This is a genomic window from Nisaea sediminum, assembly GCF_014904705.1.
Taxonomy (GTDB): Bacteria; Pseudomonadota; Alphaproteobacteria; order Thalassobaculales; family Thalassobaculaceae; genus Nisaea; species Nisaea sediminum.
Window position 1 is genome coordinate 91,860 of sequence record NZ_JACZCQ010000001.1, and the last position, 17,265, is coordinate 109,124.

At 65.6% G+C, this 17,265-nt stretch carries 16 protein-coding genes; 10 read left to right on the forward strand and 6 right to left on the reverse strand.

Going from position 1 to position 17,265, the window contains the following annotated elements; translation table 11 throughout:
* Nucleotides 1-170: 170 nt before the first annotated feature.
* A complete protein-coding gene (locus tag IG122_RS00445) occupies nt 171-1,103 on the reverse strand; it encodes an SMP-30/gluconolactonase/LRE family protein (protein ID WP_319024787.1) in 933 nt (310 codons plus the stop codon).
* A 116-nt stretch (nt 1,104-1,219) separates the two neighbouring features.
* Here IG122_RS00445 and IG122_RS00450 point away from each other — a divergent pair, with 116 nt between their 5' ends.
* A complete protein-coding gene (locus tag IG122_RS00450; RefSeq protein WP_193179408.1) occupies nt 1,220-1,456 on the forward strand; it encodes a LysE family translocator in 237 nt (78 codons plus the stop codon).
* Between the two features lie 86 nt (nt 1,457-1,542).
* Here IG122_RS00450 and IG122_RS00455 read toward each other — a convergent pair whose 3' ends face one another.
* Both IG122_RS00455 and IG122_RS00460 read right to left on the reverse strand, forming a co-directional pair.
* A complete protein-coding gene (locus IG122_RS00455; protein WP_193179410.1) occupies nt 1,543-3,075 on the reverse strand; it encodes a sensor histidine kinase in 1,533 nt (510 codons plus the stop codon).
* Nucleotides 3,068-3,574: a YHS domain-containing (seleno)protein gene (locus IG122_RS00460; protein ID WP_193179412.1), complete on the reverse strand. Its 507-nt coding sequence runs from the start codon at nt 3,572-3,574 to the stop codon at nt 3,068-3,070. Before IG122_RS00460 ends, IG122_RS00455 begins: the two co-directional genes overlap by 8 nt.
* A 193-nt stretch (nt 3,575-3,767) precedes the next feature.
* Here IG122_RS00460 and IG122_RS00465 point away from each other — a divergent pair, with 193 nt between their 5' ends.
* The 3 genes from IG122_RS00465 to IG122_RS00475 are packed head-to-tail and all read left to right on the forward strand — an operon-like array spanning nt 3,768 to nt 6,831.
* Nucleotides 3,768-4,706 carry a hydroxymethylglutaryl-CoA lyase gene (locus IG122_RS00465; protein ID WP_193179414.1) on the forward strand — a complete coding sequence of 313 codons (939 nt, stop codon included), beginning with the start codon at nt 3,768-3,770 and terminating at the stop codon, nt 4,704-4,706.
* Between the two features lie 5 nt (nt 4,707-4,711).
* Nucleotides 4,712-5,872, forward strand: a complete 1,161-nt coding sequence (locus IG122_RS00470) for a CaiB/BaiF CoA transferase family protein (RefSeq protein ID WP_193179416.1) — start codon at nt 4,712-4,714, stop codon at nt 5,870-5,872.
* Nucleotides 5,869-6,831 carry a dimethylarginine dimethylaminohydrolase family protein gene (locus IG122_RS00475; RefSeq protein WP_193179418.1) on the forward strand — a complete coding sequence of 321 codons (963 nt, stop codon included), beginning with the start codon at nt 5,869-5,871 and terminating at the stop codon, nt 6,829-6,831. The genes IG122_RS00470 and IG122_RS00475 overlap by 4 nt, the downstream gene beginning before the upstream one ends.
* 23 nt (nt 6,832-6,854) lie before the next feature.
* On the opposite strand, the gene IG122_RS00480 is transcribed toward IG122_RS00475, so the two are convergent.
* Nucleotides 6,855-7,067 (reverse strand): DUF1674 domain-containing protein, encoded by a 213-nt coding sequence (locus IG122_RS00480; protein WP_193179420.1) that lies wholly within the window; start codon nt 7,065-7,067, stop codon nt 6,855-6,857.
* A gap of 118 nt (nt 7,068-7,185) precedes the next feature.
* Here IG122_RS00480 and htpX point away from each other — a divergent pair, with 118 nt between their 5' ends.
* Nucleotides 7,186-8,049, forward strand: coding sequence for a zinc metalloprotease HtpX (gene htpX / locus IG122_RS00485; RefSeq protein ID WP_193179422.1), 864 nt, complete (start codon nt 7,186-7,188; stop codon nt 8,047-8,049).
* Nucleotides 8,050-8,062: 13 nt separating this feature from the next.
* Here the strand turns inward: htpX and IG122_RS00490 are convergent, their stop codons facing one another.
* A complete protein-coding gene (locus IG122_RS00490) occupies nt 8,063-9,400 on the reverse strand; it encodes a methyl-accepting chemotaxis protein (protein WP_193179424.1) in 1,338 nt (445 codons plus the stop codon).
* Between the two features lie 114 nt (nt 9,401-9,514).
* On the opposite strand from IG122_RS00490, the gene IG122_RS00495 reads away from it, so the two are divergent.
* The 5 genes from IG122_RS00495 (at nt 9,515) to IG122_RS00515 (ending at nt 16,340) form a co-directional block, all read left to right on the forward strand.
* Nucleotides 9,515-10,873, forward strand: a complete 1,359-nt coding sequence (locus IG122_RS00495; protein WP_226893236.1) for an RsmB/NOP family class I SAM-dependent RNA methyltransferase — start codon at nt 9,515-9,517, stop codon at nt 10,871-10,873.
* 41 nt (nt 10,874-10,914) lie between these two features.
* A complete protein-coding gene (gene rpe, locus IG122_RS00500) occupies nt 10,915-11,580 on the forward strand; it encodes a ribulose-phosphate 3-epimerase (protein WP_193179426.1) in 666 nt (221 codons plus the stop codon).
* Between the two features lie 28 nt (nt 11,581-11,608).
* On the forward strand, nt 11,609-13,231 hold the full coding sequence (locus IG122_RS00505) for a heparinase II/III family protein (RefSeq protein ID WP_193179428.1): 1,623 nt from the start codon (nt 11,609-11,611) through the stop codon (nt 13,229-13,231).
* 43 nt (nt 13,232-13,274) lie between these two features.
* Entirely contained in the window at nt 13,275-14,300 is a 1,026-nt protein-coding gene (locus IG122_RS00510) for an MraY family glycosyltransferase (RefSeq protein ID WP_193179430.1), read from the forward strand.
* A gap of 102 nt (nt 14,301-14,402) precedes the next feature.
* Nucleotides 14,403-16,340, forward strand: a complete 1,938-nt coding sequence (locus tag IG122_RS00515) for a polysaccharide biosynthesis protein (protein WP_193179432.1) — start codon at nt 14,403-14,405, stop codon at nt 16,338-16,340.
* On the opposite strand, the gene IG122_RS00520 is transcribed toward IG122_RS00515, so the two are convergent.
* Nucleotides 16,337-17,242, reverse strand: a complete 906-nt coding sequence (locus IG122_RS00520) for a helix-turn-helix domain-containing protein (RefSeq protein WP_193179434.1) — start codon at nt 17,240-17,242, stop codon at nt 16,337-16,339. The two genes, IG122_RS00515 and IG122_RS00520, sit on opposite strands and share 4 nt — an antisense overlap.
* Nucleotides 17,243-17,265: the final 23 nt, after the last annotated feature.

Here is a 17,265-nt window from a genome sequence, read left to right on the forward strand (position 1 = left end):
GAAAAAGCTCAGGCGAAAATGGACGAAAGTCGGCGGGCGGTCACCGCGCAGCGCGGCCGCTTATTCGGACATTCGTGGCGGTAGGGCCTGGAGCTTGATTTCCATGGAGCTGTCTTTACGCCTCCCGACAGGGGTGGTCAACCCGCCGGGAGGCAATGCGGGATATCTCTTCAGACATTGAGGAAGTTGAGCGGCAGTCCGGGGCGGGGCCAGTCCATCTCGAGCAGCTGCCCGGCCCAGGAGAGCGTGATGTAGGCGGTCTTCAGATCCGGACCGCCGAAGCAGATGTTCGTCGTGTAGGGATCGCCGGTCTCGATGAACTCGACCAGACCGCCCTCCGGCCTGGCGACGGTGATGCCGCCGCTCATCAGCGTGGCGACGCAGATATTGCCGTTCGCTTCGACAGCGAGCGAGTCGTAGCGCCGCCACCCGCCGTCCGCGCCGACCAGCCGGCCGCCGTTGATTGAAGGCGGAAAGCCCAGCTTCGAGACCTCGCCCTGGCCGGTGATAGGATAGGCCCAGAGCTGACCGCTTTCGGTCTCGGCGACATAGAGGGTTTTCTCGTCAGGGCTGAGACCGATGCCGTTCGGGGTCAGGATCGGCTGGATCGCCTCCTTGATCAGGCTGCCGTCCGCTTTCGCGTAGTAGACCGCACCCCGATCCATCTCCCGGTCGCGCACCTTGCCGAGATCGGTGAACCAGAAGCCGCCGTCGCGGTCGAAGACGATGTCGTTCGGACCTTTGAGCGGCCGGCCGTCGCAGCTGTCATAGAGCCGTTCGACCTTCCCGGTTTCCAGGTCGATACGTTCTATGCGCCCGCCACTGTAATCGTCCGCCTGACCGACCACCCGCATGTTGCCGGGCGCGTTGCCCCCGAGGAACTTGAAGCCGCCATTGTTGCAGACATAGCACTTGCCGTCGGGGCCGATGGCAGCGCCGTTCGGGCCGCCGCCGGGCTCGGCGATAATCTCCTTGCGCCCGTCCGGGAAGACGCGCGTCAGCGTGCGGCGCCCGATCTCGACCAGAACAACCGTGCCGTCCGGCATCGCGATCGGTCCTTCCGGGAACATCAGGCCGTCGGTGATGATCCTGTCGTTTGCCACTGGTCTTTCCTCCCCGGAGCGCCTGTTATGGTTTTGTAGGGAGTATCGGCCGGCGCCGTTTGGCCGTGCAATCGGTCAATTACCCGCTTCTCCCTTTGCCTTTCGGAGTTGATCCCATGACACTGGAAACCGCGCTTGCCTTCGCGCTCGGCATGGTCATCCTGACCCTGACGCCCGGCCCCTCAATGCTGACCACGATCGCCAAATCCCTGGCGAACGGGTTCTGGAGCGGGTTCCAGTACAATATCGGCGTCTGCATCGGCGATCTGATCTTCCTCATGCTCGCCATCTCCGGCCTGCAGATCGTCGCCGAATTGCTGGGCGATGTGTTCTTCGTCGTGAAGTGGATGTAGGGCCTATCTGCTCTGGCTCGGGGCGAAGCTCTGGCTGGCGAAACCGGTTCCGCTCGAGGCGCGCCCGGTCGGCTCCAAGTGTTCGCTCAGCCCGCGCCGTTCAGGTGCTGAACCGCAGCGCCGGAGGCGTGATGATCGGTGCGGGGCTCTTCATCGCCACGCGCTGATGCATCGGATGGCCGTGCCTCGATCGTCCGCGAGGGCGGAAGCAGAACGGATACCGCGAGGCCGCCCCCCGCGAGGTTGGTGATCTCGATGGCGCCGCCGTGCAGTTCCGCGAGGATCTTGCAGATCGGCAGGCCGAGGCCGGAGCCTTGGGAACTGCGATCCTCGAAATCGCGCGAGGCCGCAAAAGGAATAAGCAGTCTCTGCGCCTCTTCCTCGGGCATTCCAGGGCCCGGGTCCGTCACGGTAAAGCAAGCGGTACCGCTCGGTCTGACCTCGTAGGACAGCTCGACATTGCCCCCTTCGGGCGTGTGGCGCAGCGCGTTTTCGAGCAGTTTCCCGAGTAGGGAAACCATGAGCTCTCCGTCGACATGCAACGCTTGGTCTGCTTTGCCGCCCGCCACCCGCAGACGCACATCGCGGTTGCGCGGGAGAGACGCGGCGTTTGTCTCGGCGCGGCGCAGGATCGAGATCACCGGCGTCGGAGCGAAGGTCGGCTCGACTTCGCCGCCTTCGAGCCGGGTAAGCTCCAGAACGTTCTCGATCAGAAACAGAAGGTGGCGGGCCGCCTGGTTGATGTTGCCCGCATAGTTTATGTAACGCTGGATCGTGTCCGGTCCGAAGCGCCGGGTGCTGACGATCTCCGAGAACCCGACGATCGAGTTGAGAGGCGTCCGGATCTCGTCGATCACGCGGGCGACGAAATCGGATTTCGACTGGTGCGCCCGCTCCGCCTTGTCTCGCAGCCGGGTCAGGTCAGCTTCGGTCTTCGTCTGACGGCCCTGCAGCGCGTTGTAGGCCGCCACCACCTGGCCGATCTGGTCCTGGCTTTCCCAATCGATCGGGATCCGGGCGCCGCTGTCGCGCTGGATATGGATCGCGTTCAGCATCATGTCGAGCGGCTGGCTAACGGTCGCACGGAGCACGAGATGCGCCGCGACCGCGGCCGACGCGATCAGGGCGAGCCCGAGCAGAGAAATATAGATCAGCGAATTGACCAGCTGCGCGATCGCCGGCCCGTCGCTCATGCTGACGATGAGGGTCCCGACACGCTCATAGCTGTCCGCGCTCATGTGATTGATCGCGATCCGCCCCACGAGGGCGTCGGTCCGATCCGGAACGGAGCCGTATTTGTTCAGTACGGCGCCATCGCTGTCGAGCACGGCGATGGTTGCAAGGTCCCGGTCGGCGATGGTCTGTGCAACCAGCAGGCCGATGCGGTCGTCGCGCCTGTTTGCGACCGCTTCTCCGAGCAGCAGCGACTGCCGGGCGAGGAGCGTATCGAGCTTCGCGGCCAGATTCACCTTCGATTCGCGGTAGGTGATGGTGCCGTAGATGGCAATCAGGACGGCGAACACCACGACGATGATCGGCACGAACCGTGTGAGGTACCGGGCGCTGATCGATTTGAGGGCGGGTTGGTCCACGGGGCTCGGGGTGGTGGGATTAGTCATTCAGGACCGCCGCGGGAATCTTTGCGATCACCGGCCATGTCCGGTCGGCGATCGCGATGTTCTTGTCGAGGTCGGCTTTCCAGAGCGTCTGGGTCGCGCGATCGAGCTGCAGATACAGCTTGCCCTCCACCAGGGCGAACACTTCCGGATCGCCGTCGAATTTCTGGCCGACAGCGACGCCGTAGGCGCAGAACCCGCCATAGCTCGGTACATAGAGGCGCGGTTCCGCGAGAAAGGCCTCGCGGCGCTCTGCCGAGGCAAAATGGTAGGTCGCGCCCTCATAGGCCGCCGCAAAGGAAGCGTCGCCGCGCTCGGCTCGGCCGACGACGAAATAAGCGACGGGATCGTATCCCCGGAGCGCCAGACCATCCTGATTCAGGTTGCGCGCCGGCGAGGCTCCGAATGCCTGGGCGCACCAGAAAAGCACCGCAATCAGGGCGGCGAGCGCCAGCGGTCTAGGGTCAATTGGTTGAAGGGCCTTGCTCTTCTTGCTCTTCATGGCGAAGTTCCGCGAATCGTTTGCAAAAACAATATCGGCGCATTTCGTTACCAATTCCTAAATTCGAGCGCCTCTCATCCGTCGCTCGGAACGGCAATTGTTCCCGAGCGGCGACTGGATCGGGCGGCGGAATCCGCTAGGATGCGGGCCGAAACCGGGAACCGGTGCGACACAGGCGACAGGAGTCAGGAAAATGGCAAGGCCGACCAGGGTGGAAATTACGGAAGTCGGGCCGCGTGACGGCCTTCAGGCGGAGCCGAAATTCGTGCCGACGGAACTCAAGATCAAATTGATCAACGAGCTGATCGACGCGGGTGTGAAGCGTATGGAGTTCTCCTCTTTCGTCTCGCCGCGGGCGGTGCCGCAGCTGGCCGATGTGCTCGATGTCCTCGCGGGCGTCGACCGCAGCAAGGGCGCCGTGCTGGCGGCTCTCGTCCCGAACGTGAAGGGCGCGATCCGCGCCGCCGAGGCCGGAGTGGACGAGATGATCGTCTTCGTCTCCGCCTCCGAGAGCCACAATCAAAAGAACGTGAACCGCTCCACGGACGAGTCGCTCGCCGGCTTCGCCCAGGTCGCGAAGATCGCCGAGGAGGCGAAAATTCCTGTGTCCGCCGCGATCGCGACCGCTTTTGGCTGTCCGTTCGAGGGCAATGTCCCGGCGGAGCGGCTCGGCTATATCGCCAAGCATTTCGTCGATTTCGGCTTCCAGAGCGTGGCGCTGGGCGACACCACCGGGATGGCGACGCCGCCGCTGGTCTCCCGCAACGTGCGCTATCTGAAGGAGCACGTGCCGAGCCTGCCGATTCATCTGCATTTCCACAACACGCGTGGCATCGGCCTCGTGAACGTTGTGGCCGGCCTCGACGAGGGCGTGACCCATTACGACAGTTCCTTCGGCGGTGCCGGCGGCTGTCCCTTTGCGCCGAAGGCGACGGGCAATATCTGCACCGAGGATCTGGTCTATCTGATGCACGAGATGGGCATCGAAACCGGCATCGATCTCGAGAAGCTGATGCATATCGCGAACGAGGTCGAGGAGGCGCTCGATCATCCGCTGCCGGGACAGGTGATGAAGGCGGGCCCGCGCCTGCAGCTTCATGGCATGGGGGATGTGCAGACGGCGGTGGGCTGATCCAGATGCCGCTTTCCGATATCCGGGTCGTCGATCTGACCCGCATTCTGGCCGGACCGTTCTGTACCCAGCTGCTCGCCGACATGGGCGCCGAAGTGATCAAGGTCGAGACGCCGTCCGGCGACCCGGTCCGCGATCAGGGCGTCATCAAGCATGGCGTCAGCTGGTATTTCGCCCAGTTCAACCGCAACAAGCGCTCGGTCGTGCTCGACCTCTACACGGAGGAGGGCAAGGAGACGCTTGGGCGGCTGATCGAGACCGCGGATGTTCTGGTGGAGAACTACCGGCCGGGCGTGCTTGCCAAGATGGGGTTCACCCAGGCGCGGCTCGACGATCTGAACCCGAACCTGATCGTCACCAGCGTCAACGGCTACGGTTCGACCGGACCCTATGTCGACCGGCCGTCCTTCGACTTTATCGCCCAGGCGATGAGCGGCTTCATGAGCGTGAACGGGGCGGACGGCGAAGATCCGATGCGGGCGGCGCCGCCGATGAGCGACCTGATCGCGGGACTCTATGCCGCTTTCGGGACGCTCGCGGCGCTGCATGCGCGAGGCCGGATCGGGAAGGGACAGCGCGTCGAATCCTCGCTGACCGGCGGGTTGATCAGCATGATGGGGTATCTCTCGGCGGAGTATTTTGCGACGGGTAACGTTCCGAAGCGCACCGGTAACGATCACCCGATCGTGGCGCCTTACGGTCTCTTCCGGGCTTCGGACGGGATGGTCGCGGTGGCGCCCTCCAACGACGCCTTCGTCGTCCGCTTCCTGAACTGCATCGGTCTCGGGCATCTGCTGGAGCAGCCGGATTACGCCACCAACGAGCGCCGGATGCGGAACCGGCCGGCGCTCAACGCGGCGATCAACGAGACGATGGAGAAACAGTCCGTCGATCACTGGATCGGGGCGATCAACAAGGCGGGCTGTCCCTGCGGCCGGGTGATGAACCTCGAGGAGGTTTTCAGCGATCCGCAGGTACTGGCGCAGGATCTTGTCTTGGATGTCGAGCAGCCGGATGGTAGCACGATCCGGATGACCGGTTTCCCGGTCAAGCTATCCGATACACCGGCGAGGCTCCGCCGACCCGTTCCGGCCCTCGGAGCGGATACGGAGGCCGTCCTGGCATCACTCCGCCCGGTGCCCGAAGACAGAGGAGACACCGCATGAGCGACCGCAAGGGTCTGTTCAACACGTCCGCCTATGGTGGCCCCGGCTGGTCCGGGCGTGAGCGTACACACAGGGAAGAGATCGGCGATCTCTGGGCGCCTTCAGGGATCGATACCGAATGGGCGCCGCTCAAGAGCGTGCTGATGCATCGTCCAGGCGCCGAGCTCGATATCTCGCACAACGATCCGGACGCGGTGCAAATGCTGGCGCCGGTGGATCTCGGGCTCGCCCGGGCCCAGCACGATGCGATCGCCGAGGCCTACAGGGCGAACGGCGTCGAGGTGCACTATGTCGATCCGCCGGCGACGCCCTCGCCGAACCAGATGTTCTGCGCCGACCTCTTCGTCATGACCCCGGAGGGCGCGATCCTGGCCCGCCCGGCCTCGACCGTGCGCGCGGGCGAGGAGCGGCTGGTCGCCCGTCGGCTCGCGGATATCGGGGTGCCGATCCTCAGGACCCTGCGCGGCGATGCGCTGTTCGAGGGCGCGGACCTGATGTGGCTCGATCCCGAGACCGTCATGATCGGTCTCGGCCAGCGCACCAACGCCGAGGCCGCGATGCAGATCGACGATCTGATGGCGGACATGGAGATCGAGACCATCCCGGTCGACATGCCGTTCGGCTGCATGCATTTCATGGGCCTGCTCCGGATCATCGACAAGGATCTGGCGGTCTGCTGGTGGCGCCGTACGCCGCACGCGACGGTGAGGACGCTGGAAGAGCGCGGCTACAAGGTGATCTGGCTGCCGGAAGGCCCGGATCTGGAGCTGAACCGGGCGATGAACATCGTCACTCTCGGCCCCCGCAAGATCCTGATGTGTGCCGGGTACGAGGCCGCGCAGAAGGTCTATGAAGATGCGGGTGTGGAATGCATCACGGTCGACTGCTCGGAACTCGTGAAGGCGGCGGGCGCGATGGGATGCCTGACCGGCGTCATTCACCGCGAGCCGGTCGCCTGATCTGACGTAAGAGGCCGCGCGGCTCAGAAGTCCGTCGTGCGGCCCTTGTGCTCCCAGTCGCCAAAACGGGTCGGCTCCGGCCCGTCATAGCCGCCGATCTCGTCCGCGTTCGGCGCGCCTTTCGTCTCCGGTTTCAACTGGGCCGGGACGACGAACTCGGCGGCGTCGAGCACCTTGCGTGTCGTGCCGGCGCCCTTGACCGTGACTTCGGTGAAGCTTCGTTTCTTGTCGCTCATGTGCCCCTATATGCGCTCTCGCGTGTTCCTCGCCAAGTCTTGATCGGGCGGTGGCCGTTCCCACCTATTCAACGTTCCGGGGCTTCCCGGGCGAATTGGCGAACGAGCAGAGGAAAAAATGGGGTACGCGCGCACTGCTTTACTTCTGGCCGGGATGACGGCGCTGTTTCTCGGCGTCGGCTATCTGCTCGGCGGCGAGGCGGGCATGCTGATGGCGCTGGTCTTCGCGGCCGGCATGAATCTCTTCACCTACTGGAATGCCGACAAGATGGTGCTCGGCATGTATGGCGCGCGGGAAATCCAACGCGGCGATCTGCCGTGGTTTCACGACTTGGTGCGGGACCTCGCGGCCCGCGCCGAGTTGCCGATGCCGAAGGTCTACCTGATCGACCAGGCCCAGCCGAATGCCTTCGCGACCGGGCGCAATCCCGAGAACGCGGCCGTCGCGGCGACCCGCGGTCTGCTGGAACGGATGAGCCGCGAGGAGGTCGCGGGGGTTATGGCGCACGAACTCGCCCACGTGAAGAATCGCGACACTCTGATCATGACCATCACCGCGACCATTGCCGGCGCGATCTCCATGCTGGCGAATTTCGCGCTCTTCTTCGGAAACAACCGGAACAATCCGCTCGGCCTCATCGGCACGCTTGCGATGATGTTTCTTGCGCCGATGGCCGCCATGCTGGTGCAGATGGCGATCAGCCGCTCTCGGGAATACGAAGCGGACCGGATCGGCGCGGAGATCTGTGGCCGTCCGCTCTGGCTCGCCTCGGCGCTCGCCAAGCTGGAGAAAGGCGCGCAGACGATTGATAACCACGCCGCCGAGCGGAACCCGGCGACGGCACACATGTTCATCATCAATCCGCTGCATGCCCACGCGGTGGACAATCTCTTCTCCACCCATCCGAACACGCGGAACCGGATCGCAGCGCTCGAAAAGATGGCCGGTACGCGCGGCGCGGTGCAGGGGCCGTGGGGCTAGCCGCCCCCTCTCCCTATGCCGCGAGATGCTCGGAGAGGTCGTCCAGGAGGCGCATCACCTCGTCCGAAGCCTTGCTGGCCTCGTAGACCAATTTGATCGCGCCATCCAGGTCGCCTGAATTGAAGGTTTCCGCCGCCGCGATCCCGGCGCGGTGAACTTCCTTATGCGGCGCGACCAGAGCCTTCCAGGCCGGATGGCCGGTCAGCTCGGCGTCGTTCTGCGCGTCGTACCACTTGCCAAGGCGGCAGCTGTGGTGGTCTGCAAGTTCCGTAGGGTTGAGCACCTGACGTCCAGCCAGCATCTGGGACAGCCGGCGCATCCAGATCATGTGATCCGATTTCGCCGCGTGAATGGTGGCGTTGGGCACTCCCTGCTTCACGAACGCGTCGATCGACTTGGCGACGATCGGCGCGCTTCGTTCGAGCGAGGTAATCGCGCCGTTGATAAGTTCGACGTTCTCGGCGCTCATCCGGGCGATGACGGAAACGCCGCTCGCGATTTCGGAGGTGGCGGCTTCCTGTTCGATGAGGATGCCGGCGACCTGTTCCATCCGGTCGGTGACCGAAGTAATGCCGGCGGCCAGCCGCTCCATTTCGGTACCGGCTGTGTCGATCGATCCGCGGCCGTGCTCGACCTTCTCGGCGCCGTCGCGCATCACCGTGACGATTTGGTCCATCTCGCTCCGCAGTTCGGAGATCCGGGCCCGGATATCGTCGGTCGCGCCGGCGGTCTGGTTCGCAAGGCCCTTCACTTCGCCGGCGACGACTGCGAAACCCTTGCCGGCCTCGCCGGCACGTGCCGCCTCGATGGTCGCGTTGAGGGCGAGCAGATTGGTCTGCTTGGCGATGGCCTCGATGGTGGAGACGATCTCGCCGATGGTTTTCGAGGCCTCCGCCAGAGACTCGACCTTTTCCACCGCCGACTGCACGACCTCGAAAACCGCTTCCATCGCCGCGACGGCATCGGTCGTCGCGCGCCGTCCGGACTCGGAGACTTCCACGGCGTCGCGCGCCTCGGACGCCGCGGCCTCGGACGTGGAACTGATGCTCTGCACCGTCGCCGAGAGTTCTTCCACGGCCGAGGCGATCGACTGGGTGCGGTGATCGACCTCCTGGACGGAGCGGGTCATCTCCGCCACCTGCCGGACGCTGCTGTTGGCCGTGATCGACATCTCGACCCACTGTTTCAGTTGCTCTTCCGCAGCGGAAGAGCCATTGAGCGCGGCGACGACTTCGGCAGTGCGGGCGCCGAGATAGGGTTCGATCAGGTCGGCGCGCCGGCTGAGAAGCGCGTCCACGAACGCGTCCGGGATCACCTCGATTTTCTCGTCGCTTTCGGTATCGGTGGTCATGTCCTCGCCCTTTCTGTCCCTGAGGCCCACTAAAGGCAGTCTCGGTTAATTTTCCTTAAAGATCTGCCGGTCGGTGCACTCGCGTCTCTCCCGCTCGGGCGAAAACGCAGCCGCATGGCCGCCTTGCAGCGAATCTTCTGGCCTGCCGGCTGCAATCTGCATTATCCGACGCTGATGGAAACCGAACGTAAACAGGATGTCTCCGCAGCGAGAAGCGTCGCCTTCGATCTGCTCCGTGCGGTTCTGAGCAAGAATACGCCGCTGGACGAAGCGATCGCCGTGCATGACGGGCTGAACAAGTTGCCCCGGCGGGACCGAGGCTTTGCCCGCAGCATCGTCGGCGTGGCGTTGCGCCGCCTCGGCCAGATCGACGCGCTGATCGAGACTTTCATCGAAAAACCGCTGCCGCGTCAGGCCGGCACCGTGCGCGACATTCTCCGTCTCGCGGTGGGCGAATTGCTGTTCCTCGACGTTGCGCCCCATGCCGCTGTCGACAGCGCCGTGACGCTGGCGGAGAGCCGTGGTCATCCGAAGTTCAAGGGGCTGGTCAATGCCGTCCTCCGCCGGGTGGCGAAGGAGGGACGGGAGCGGCTTGCCGACTTCCCGGCCGAGACGAATTACCAGCCCTGGATGATCGAGAGCTGGCAGGCCGCCTACGGCGCCGAGATTGCGCATGCCATCGCCGAGGCCTCGCTGAGCGCGCCGACGCTCGATATCTCGGTGAAGGCGGACCCGGAACTCTGGGCGGAGAAACTGGAAGCGACCCTGCTGCCGACCGGCTCGCTCCGGCGGGAATTCGACGGTGCGATCACCGGCCTGCCGGGCTTCGAGGAGGGGGCCTGGTGGGTGCAGGACGCCGCGGCGGCCCTGCCGGCGAAACTGCTCGGCGACATCAAGGGCAAGCGGGTCTTCGATCTCTGTGCCGCACCGGGCGGCAAGACGCTGCAGCTCGCGGCCATGGGCGCGAACGTGCTTGCCGTCGACCGCTCGCCGAAACGCCTGAAGCGGCTCGAACGCAATCTCGACCGGCTCGGCCTCAGGGCCGGAGTCGCGGCGGCCGACATCACGGAATGGAAACCGCCCTATCAGCCGGACGCGATCCTGCTCGATCCGCCCTGCACGGCGACCGGCACGATCCGGCGCCATCCGGACATTCTCCATGCCAAGGGGATCGGCGATCTCGCCAAGCTCACGACCCTGCAGTTCCGGCTGCTGGCCAAGGCGGCGGACATGTTGCAGCCGGGCGGGCGGCTGGTTTATTGCACCTGCTCGATGCAGGCGGAGGAAGGCGAGGCCCAGGTCGCCCGTGCGTTGAAGGAGCTGCCGCTGGAGCGCGATCCGGTAACGCCGGAGGAACTCGGCGGGCTCGGGGATCTGATCACGCCGGACGGCGATGTCCGGACAGGCCCGCATCTCTACAAGGAGCTTGGCGGGTTCGACGGGTTCTTCATCGCGCGGTTCCGGAAGAGATAGCCGCCCTTGTCCCCCGTCAGGCAACCTGTTAGGTGAAAGCCATGCAGCAGAAAACGCGAATCGCACCCTCGATCCTGGCGGCGGATTTCGCCCGGCTCGGGGCGGAAATCGAGGCCATCGACAAGGCCGGCGCCGACTATATCCATGTCGATGTGATGGACGGCCATTTCGTGCCGAACATCTCCTTCGGCCCGGCGGTGACCAGGGCGGTGCGCGGGGTGACGAAGAAGACCTTCGACGTCCACCTCATGATCTCGCCGGTCGATCCCTTCATCGAGGCCTTCGTCGATGCGGGCGCCGACATCATCACCGTGCATCCGGAGGCGGGCGCGCATACCCACCGCACGCTGCAGCTGATCAAGTCCTTCGGCAAGAAGGCGGGCATCTCCCTCAATCCGGGCACGCCGGTGGAGGTCGTGGACAACCTGATCGACCTCTGCGACCTGATCCTCGTCATGTCGGTCAACCCGGGTTTCGGCGGGCAGAAATTCATCGACAGCCAGCTCTCCAAGATCGAGGCGATTCGCAAGCGCATCGACGCGACCGGCCGCACCATCGATCTCGAGGTCGATGGCGGGGTGACGGCGGAAACCGCGCCGCGCTGCATCGCCGCGGGGGCCGACCTGCTCGTCGCCGGGACCGCCGTTTTCAAGGGTGGGCCGGAAGCCTATGCTGCGAACATCGCGGCGATCCGGGGGGCGGGCTGACGATCGGCCGGGCCTTTTGGGGGCTGTGATGCGCACATTGAAGGAACTCTATTTCGCCTCGCCGATCTATCGCTGGCGTCTCGGGACGAAATCCCTCATCGGGTTCAGGGACCGGCTCTCCGACGATCTTCCGGGCGACGCCGACGGCGGCCGGGCGATCCTCGAAGGACGGATGCCCTATACCCAGGGCACGATCGCGCTCGGCGAGGATGCCTGGGCGCGGGAGCCGGGCGAGCCGGGGGCGCTCGAACATCTGCACGGTTTTTCCTGGCTGCGCGACCTGCGGGATCTCGGCGGCGAGGCGGCGCGTCTGCGGGCGCGCGAGCTGGTCGACGGCTGGCTCGAACGCCATGACGAGTGGGACGCGCTGATCTGGCGTCCGGACATCCTCGGCGCGCGGCTGGCGGCCTGGATCGGCAATTACGACTTCTTCGGCGCGTCTGGCGACGATGCCTTCCGGGCGGACTTTTTCGACTCGGTCGGGCGTCAGTACCGTCATCTCTCCGGTGACATCGAGGCCTCCGCGCCGGGCGCCCGCCGGCTGCTTGCTGCCAAGGGGCTGTTCGCCGCGATGGCGGTGGTCGGGGAGGGCGAGGGCAAGTTCGCGCAGGCGTTGCACTGGCTGCACCGGGAGCTCGGCCGGCAGGTCCGTGGCGACGGCGGCCATATCTCCCGCTCGCCCGCCCAGCAGGTCTCCGTGCTGGCCGATCTGGTCGAGATTCGCCGCGCGCTCCGCCTTGCCGGACTGGAAGACGAGACGCTGGACGAGCGGATCTCCTCGATGACCGCAATGCTGCGGATGTTGCGCCATGGAGACGGCGGGCTCGCGGTGTTCAATCACGCGACCGAGGGGCCTGTCTGGTTCATCGACAGCCTGATCGCGCAGGCCGAGACCAAGCGGAAGTCGCAGCTTTCCGCGCCGGAGAGCGGCTACGAGAGGCTGATCGCCGGGCGCACCTGCCTGATCATGGATACCGGCAAACCGTCCTCGGCCGATCATGCCGCGCATGCGGGGCTGCTCTCCTTCGAACTCAGCGTCGGCAAGCAGCGCATGATCGTGAATTGCGGCGCCAGCCCTGCGGATCCGAAATGGGACAATGTGCTGCGCGCCACCGCGGCGCACTCGACCCTCGTGGTCGACGACCGGAACGCGGCCGAGATCGAGAGCGACGGGACGGTCGGCAAGCGGCCGGGCAAGGTCGCGGCGCGGCGCATGGACCAGGACGGGGACATGCTGGTCGAGGCAGAGCATGACGGTTACTTGCCGACCCACGGCCTGAAGCATTTCCGCCGGGTCTATCTTGCGCGCAGCGGCGACGACATCCGGGTCGAGGACCGGCTGCTCTATACCGGCGATCCGGGCGACATTCCGGCGGAGGCGTGCATTCGCCTGCATCTGCATCCGAAAGTCCGCGCCTCGATCATCCAGAGCGGGACGGCGGCGCTGATCCGGCTTGCCAGCGGCTCCGGCTGGCGGTTGCGCTGCGACCGCGGGCTGGCGCTCAACGAGAGCGTCTATTTCGGCCAGGACGGCAAGTTCCAGCGCTGCGAGCAACTCGTCATCCGCGAGCCGCTTGCCGATATCCGCGCGAGCGGAGAGGTGACGATGCGCTGGGCCCTGCAGCGGGAAGACGGCAAGGCGGCCGGCTGATGCGGCTGGCGCTGGCAACCGGCGGAAAGGTATAAGGGCGCCCATGCAACCGCTTTCAGCCATTGTCTTTTTCGCGATCCTGTTTCTCGCCGCCCTGATCGGGACACGGCTCTTGATCTCCCTGCTGACGCGTCGCCGCGTCGTCGACGTGCCGAACGAGCGCAGCAGCCACGACGTGCCGAAGCCGCGTGGCGGTGGCATCGCCGTGGTCGCGGTGATGCTGGCGGGCTGGATCGGGTGGGCCGGTATTTCCGGCAGTCTGGGCGGCAAAGCGCTGGTCATCGCGGGTCTGACGCTGGCGCTCGCGGCGCTCTCCTTCGTCGACGATATGAAGAACCTGCCGGCGCGCCTGCGGCTTGTCGTGCAGGCGCTCTGCGTCGCGGGCGGGCTCTGGGTAACTGTCCCGGAAAGTGGCTTCACGGGCGGTCTGCTCCCGATCTGGCTTGAGCTGCCCATAGCGGGATTCGGCTGGCTCTGGTTCGTCAACCTGTTCAACTTCATGGACGGGATCGACGGGATTACCGGGGTGGAGACGATCAGCATCGGCGGCGGCATTCTGGCGCTTGTCCTGATCGGCGGCACCTCTGCCGCGCTGCAGTTACCGGCCCTCGCCATGGTGGCGGCGATCTCCGGTTTCCTGGTGTGGAACTGGCAGCCCTCGAAGATCTTCATCGGCGACGTCGCCTCGATCCCGCTCGGCTTCCTGATCGGCTGGATGTTGCTGGAAACGGCCGCAGCCTCGGACGGGCTCGGCGGGTGGACAGCGGCCTTGCTGCTGCCCGGTTATTACCTGTTCGACGCGACCTTCACGCTCGGCAAGAGGCTGCTGCGGCGGGAGAACGTCTTCGAGGCGCACAGACAGCATTTCTATCAGCAGGCGACGCAGAAAGGCTTCAGCCATGCGGGCGCCTGCCTCGCGATCGCCGGGCTGAACGCGGTCCTGGTCCTGCTCGCGCTGTTCGTGGCGCCGGACGCTCCGCTGCCGGCGCTGCTGGCCGGATATGCCGCTGTGGCCGCGCTCTGCCTGCTGTTCCGCCGCGGGCTGACGAAAACGGAAGCGGCAGAGTGACCCGACGGTCGGCTAACCGGGGCAAGACGGATCGCTCCATCTGGTTTAGGTTTGCGGATGATTGCGTCCGGCAACGGGCGCGAGATTGGATGAGCGAGTACGATGTTCGGGTCTAAACGCGGTCTTCTGACTTACCTGCACGATGTCGGGATGGCGGCGCTCTCCTTCCTGATTTCGCTGACGCTCCGGCTGGGCCAGGACATTCTGGTCTGGCCGCGCGAGGTCGTCGTCTTCGGCCTTCTCGCCTTCACCGGTGTTTCCGCGCTCGTTTTCCTTTCCATGCGACTCGACCGCACGGTCTGGCGCTATTCCTCGATGAGCGATCTCAGCCGGATCGTGCGCGCCGTCGTGCTCTGCATCACGCTCTTTCTTGCGGTGCAGTTCCTCGCCACCCGGCTCGACGATTTCCCGCGCTCCTTCCTCGTCATCGAATTCTTCGTCCTGACCCTGCTGCTCGCCGGGCCGCGCTTCGCCTACCGGCTGGTCAAGGACGGTGCGTTCTCGAGCCTGTTCGAGCGCAATGCGGCGAACCGGGTGCCGGTGCTGCTGATCGGGGCTGGCGACGGGTCCGATGCCTTTATCCGCGAGATGGCCCGTGAGAAGGACGCACCCTACCGCGCGGTCGGGATCGTCGACGACCGCGGCGGCCGGGTCGGCCGGGCGATCCGCGGTGTGCCGGTTCTCGGGACCCTGAAGGATCTCGACGAGGTCGTCGCCGGCCTGCGTAAACGGGATACCGCTCCGCAGCGCCTGGTGATCACCCGGCAGTCGATCGACGGTGCGGTGGTGCGCGAGCTGCTCGACAAGGCGAACGAGCTCGGGCTCGCGGTTGGGCGGATGCCGAAGCTCGGCACGCTCGAGGGCGCCGACGGCGAGGCGGAGACGGTGCGCTCGGTCAGCGTCGAGGACCTGCTCGGACGCCCTCAGAAAGTGCTCGACCGCAAGGGCGTTTCCGACCTGATCGAGGGCCGGCGGGTGCTGGTGACCGGCGCCGGCGGCACCATCGGCGGCGAGCTGTCGCGCCAGATCGCCGCGCTCGGCCCGGCGGAGTTGGCGCTGATGGATATGGGCGAGTTTCCGCTCTACCAGATCGATCTTGAGATCTCCGAGAGCTTCCCAGACCTGCCGCGCCGGGCGCTGCTGACCGATGTCCGCGATGTCGAGGCGCTGAATGCCTGTTTCGCGGATTTCGCGCCGGACATCGTCTTCCATGCGGCGGCGCTGAAGCACGTGCCGCTGGTCGAGGCGAACCCGGTCGACGGCGTCATGACCAATGTGATCGGCACCCGTAACGTCGCCGACGCGGTGGCGCGGCACGGCGTCAAAGCGATGGTGCTGATCTCGACCGACAAGGCGGTCAATCCGACGAATGTCATGGGCGCAACCAAGCGCTCGGCCGAGGCCTATTGCCAGGCGAAGGACCGAGAGCAGGCGGAGAAGGGCGGGCCGCGCTACGTCACCGTCCGGTTCGGCAACGTGCTCGGCTCGACCGGATCGGTGATCCCGCTGTTCCGCCGCCAGATCGCCCGCGGCGGTCCGGTGACCGTGACCCATCCGGATATGACCCGCTATTTCATGACCGTCCGCGAGGCGGTGGAGCTGGTGCTTCAGGCCGCCGCGATCGATGGCGGGCTCGACGGCAATGCGCGGGAAAGCGGCGCGATCTGCGTGCTCGACATGGGCGAGCCGGTGAAGATCGTCGATCTCGCGCGCCAGATGATCCGGCTCTCGGGCTTCGTGCCGGACAAGGATATCGCCATCGCCTTTACCGGCCCGCGTCCGGGCGAGAAGCTCTACGAGGAGCTGTTCCACGACGCGGAGTCGCTGCGGCCGACCGCAATCGAGGGTATCCGCACGGCGTCGCCGCGCACCGCCGATCTGGCCGTGTTGTCGCGGGCGCTGGACGAGATCGAGAGCGCGGGTGGCCAGCGCAACGCAGAGCAGGTGCTCACGCTTTTGGCGAGGCTCGTGCCCGAGTTTTCCGGCAAGGCCGAGGGCGCGGCCGGTCCTGTGGCCGAAGGAGCCGCGCGGCCCGCCTAGTCCGCGACGGTTCCGGCCCAGCCGCTCTTGTGGGTCGCGCGGAATCGGCTCGGGCTCTGCCCGGTGGCCGCGGCGAAGAAACGCGAGAAGTAGGCCTGATCCTCGAAGCCGAGGCCGTAGGCGATCTCGGAAACCGACATTGCGGAATAGAGCAGGTCGCGCTGCGCCTCGAGCAAGATCCGCTGATGCAGAATGTCGAGCGGCGTCTCCCCCGAGCGCGCCTTTACCGCACGTCGAAGGGTGCGTTCCGACGTTGCGAGGGCGGCGGCATACTCCCGGATCGACATCTGATCCCGGAACCGTTCCTCGACCAGCAGCCGGAACCTGTCGAATAGCACGGCATCGGCGCCGCGCTCCGTCGAGGTCGTGCCCCGCCCGTCCGGACCGAGTTCGGCCAGCAAGCCGAAGATAAGCATCAGGTCGCTGCCGATCCGCGCCTGGCGGCCGGTGCGCGCACTCTGGCTTTCGACGGCAACGCGCTCGCAGGCGGCCCGGATGTTCTCCGCGGCCTCGTTCCAGCCTGAGAGAGGGATGATTGACGAGGTTGCGGCGGCGTCGATGGCGTCCTGATCGCCCGTGGCACGCAACAGGTCCCGCAGATAGGCGTCCGACACGCTGAGCACGAACCCTTCGGCATCGGTCTGGAAAGCGTAGCCGTGCACGGCGTTCGGCGCGATCGCCGTCAGGGTGGGCGCCTCCAGGCGGGTCGAATTGCTCTCCAGCCGCATTTCCGCTCCGCCGCGTGTCAGAAGCAGGATCTGGAAGAGCTCCGGATGCCGATGTGGCCGGATTATCCAATCATTGACCCGGCTGCGAACCGGAATGGTCTCGATATGAATGAACTGCGGCGGAACGTTCGATCTGCTGTCCGCATAGAGTGTGAAGGACGGAACGAGGTTCATTCGCAGTGCCTGTCGGTGCCGCA

What these genes read in the sequence shown, in the direction of transcription:
- IG122_RS00450 (WP_193179408.1), top strand. Translation starts at nt 1,220, where the DNA reads ATGACACTGGAAACCGCGCTTGCCTTCGCGCTCGGCATGGTCATCCTG.
- IG122_RS00455 (WP_193179410.1), bottom strand. Translation starts at nt 3,075, where the DNA reads ATGACTAATCCCACCACCCCGAGCCCCGTGGACCAACCCGCCCTCAAA.
- IG122_RS00460 (WP_193179412.1), bottom strand. Translation starts at nt 3,574, where the DNA reads ATGAAGAGCAAGAAGAGCAAGGCCCTTCAACCAATTGACCCTAGACCG.
- IG122_RS00465 (WP_193179414.1), top strand. Translation starts at nt 3,768, where the DNA reads ATGGCAAGGCCGACCAGGGTGGAAATTACGGAAGTCGGGCCGCGTGAC.
- IG122_RS00470 (WP_193179416.1), top strand. Translation starts at nt 4,712, where the DNA reads ATGCCGCTTTCCGATATCCGGGTCGTCGATCTGACCCGCATTCTGGCC.
- IG122_RS00475 (WP_193179418.1), top strand. Translation starts at nt 5,869, where the DNA reads ATGAGCGACCGCAAGGGTCTGTTCAACACGTCCGCCTATGGTGGCCCC.
- IG122_RS00480 (WP_193179420.1), bottom strand. Translation starts at nt 7,067, where the DNA reads ATGAGCGACAAGAAACGAAGCTTCACCGAAGTCACGGTCAAGGGCGCC.
- htpX (WP_193179422.1), top strand. Translation starts at nt 7,186, where the DNA reads ATGGGGTACGCGCGCACTGCTTTACTTCTGGCCGGGATGACGGCGCTG.
- IG122_RS00490 (WP_193179424.1), bottom strand. Translation starts at nt 9,400, where the DNA reads ATGACCACCGATACCGAAAGCGACGAGAAAATCGAGGTGATCCCGGAC.
- IG122_RS00495 (WP_226893236.1), top strand. Translation starts at nt 9,515, where the DNA reads ATGGCCGCCTTGCAGCGAATCTTCTGGCCTGCCGGCTGCAATCTGCAT.
- rpe (WP_193179426.1), top strand. Translation starts at nt 10,915, where the DNA reads ATGCAGCAGAAAACGCGAATCGCACCCTCGATCCTGGCGGCGGATTTC.
- IG122_RS00505 (WP_193179428.1), top strand. Translation starts at nt 11,609, where the DNA reads ATGCGCACATTGAAGGAACTCTATTTCGCCTCGCCGATCTATCGCTGG.
- IG122_RS00510 (WP_193179430.1), top strand. Translation starts at nt 13,275, where the DNA reads ATGCAACCGCTTTCAGCCATTGTCTTTTTCGCGATCCTGTTTCTCGCC.
- IG122_RS00515 (WP_193179432.1), top strand. Translation starts at nt 14,403, where the DNA reads ATGTTCGGGTCTAAACGCGGTCTTCTGACTTACCTGCACGATGTCGGG.
- IG122_RS00520 (WP_193179434.1), bottom strand. Translation starts at nt 17,242, where the DNA reads ATGAACCTCGTTCCGTCCTTCACACTCTATGCGGACAGCAGATCGAAC.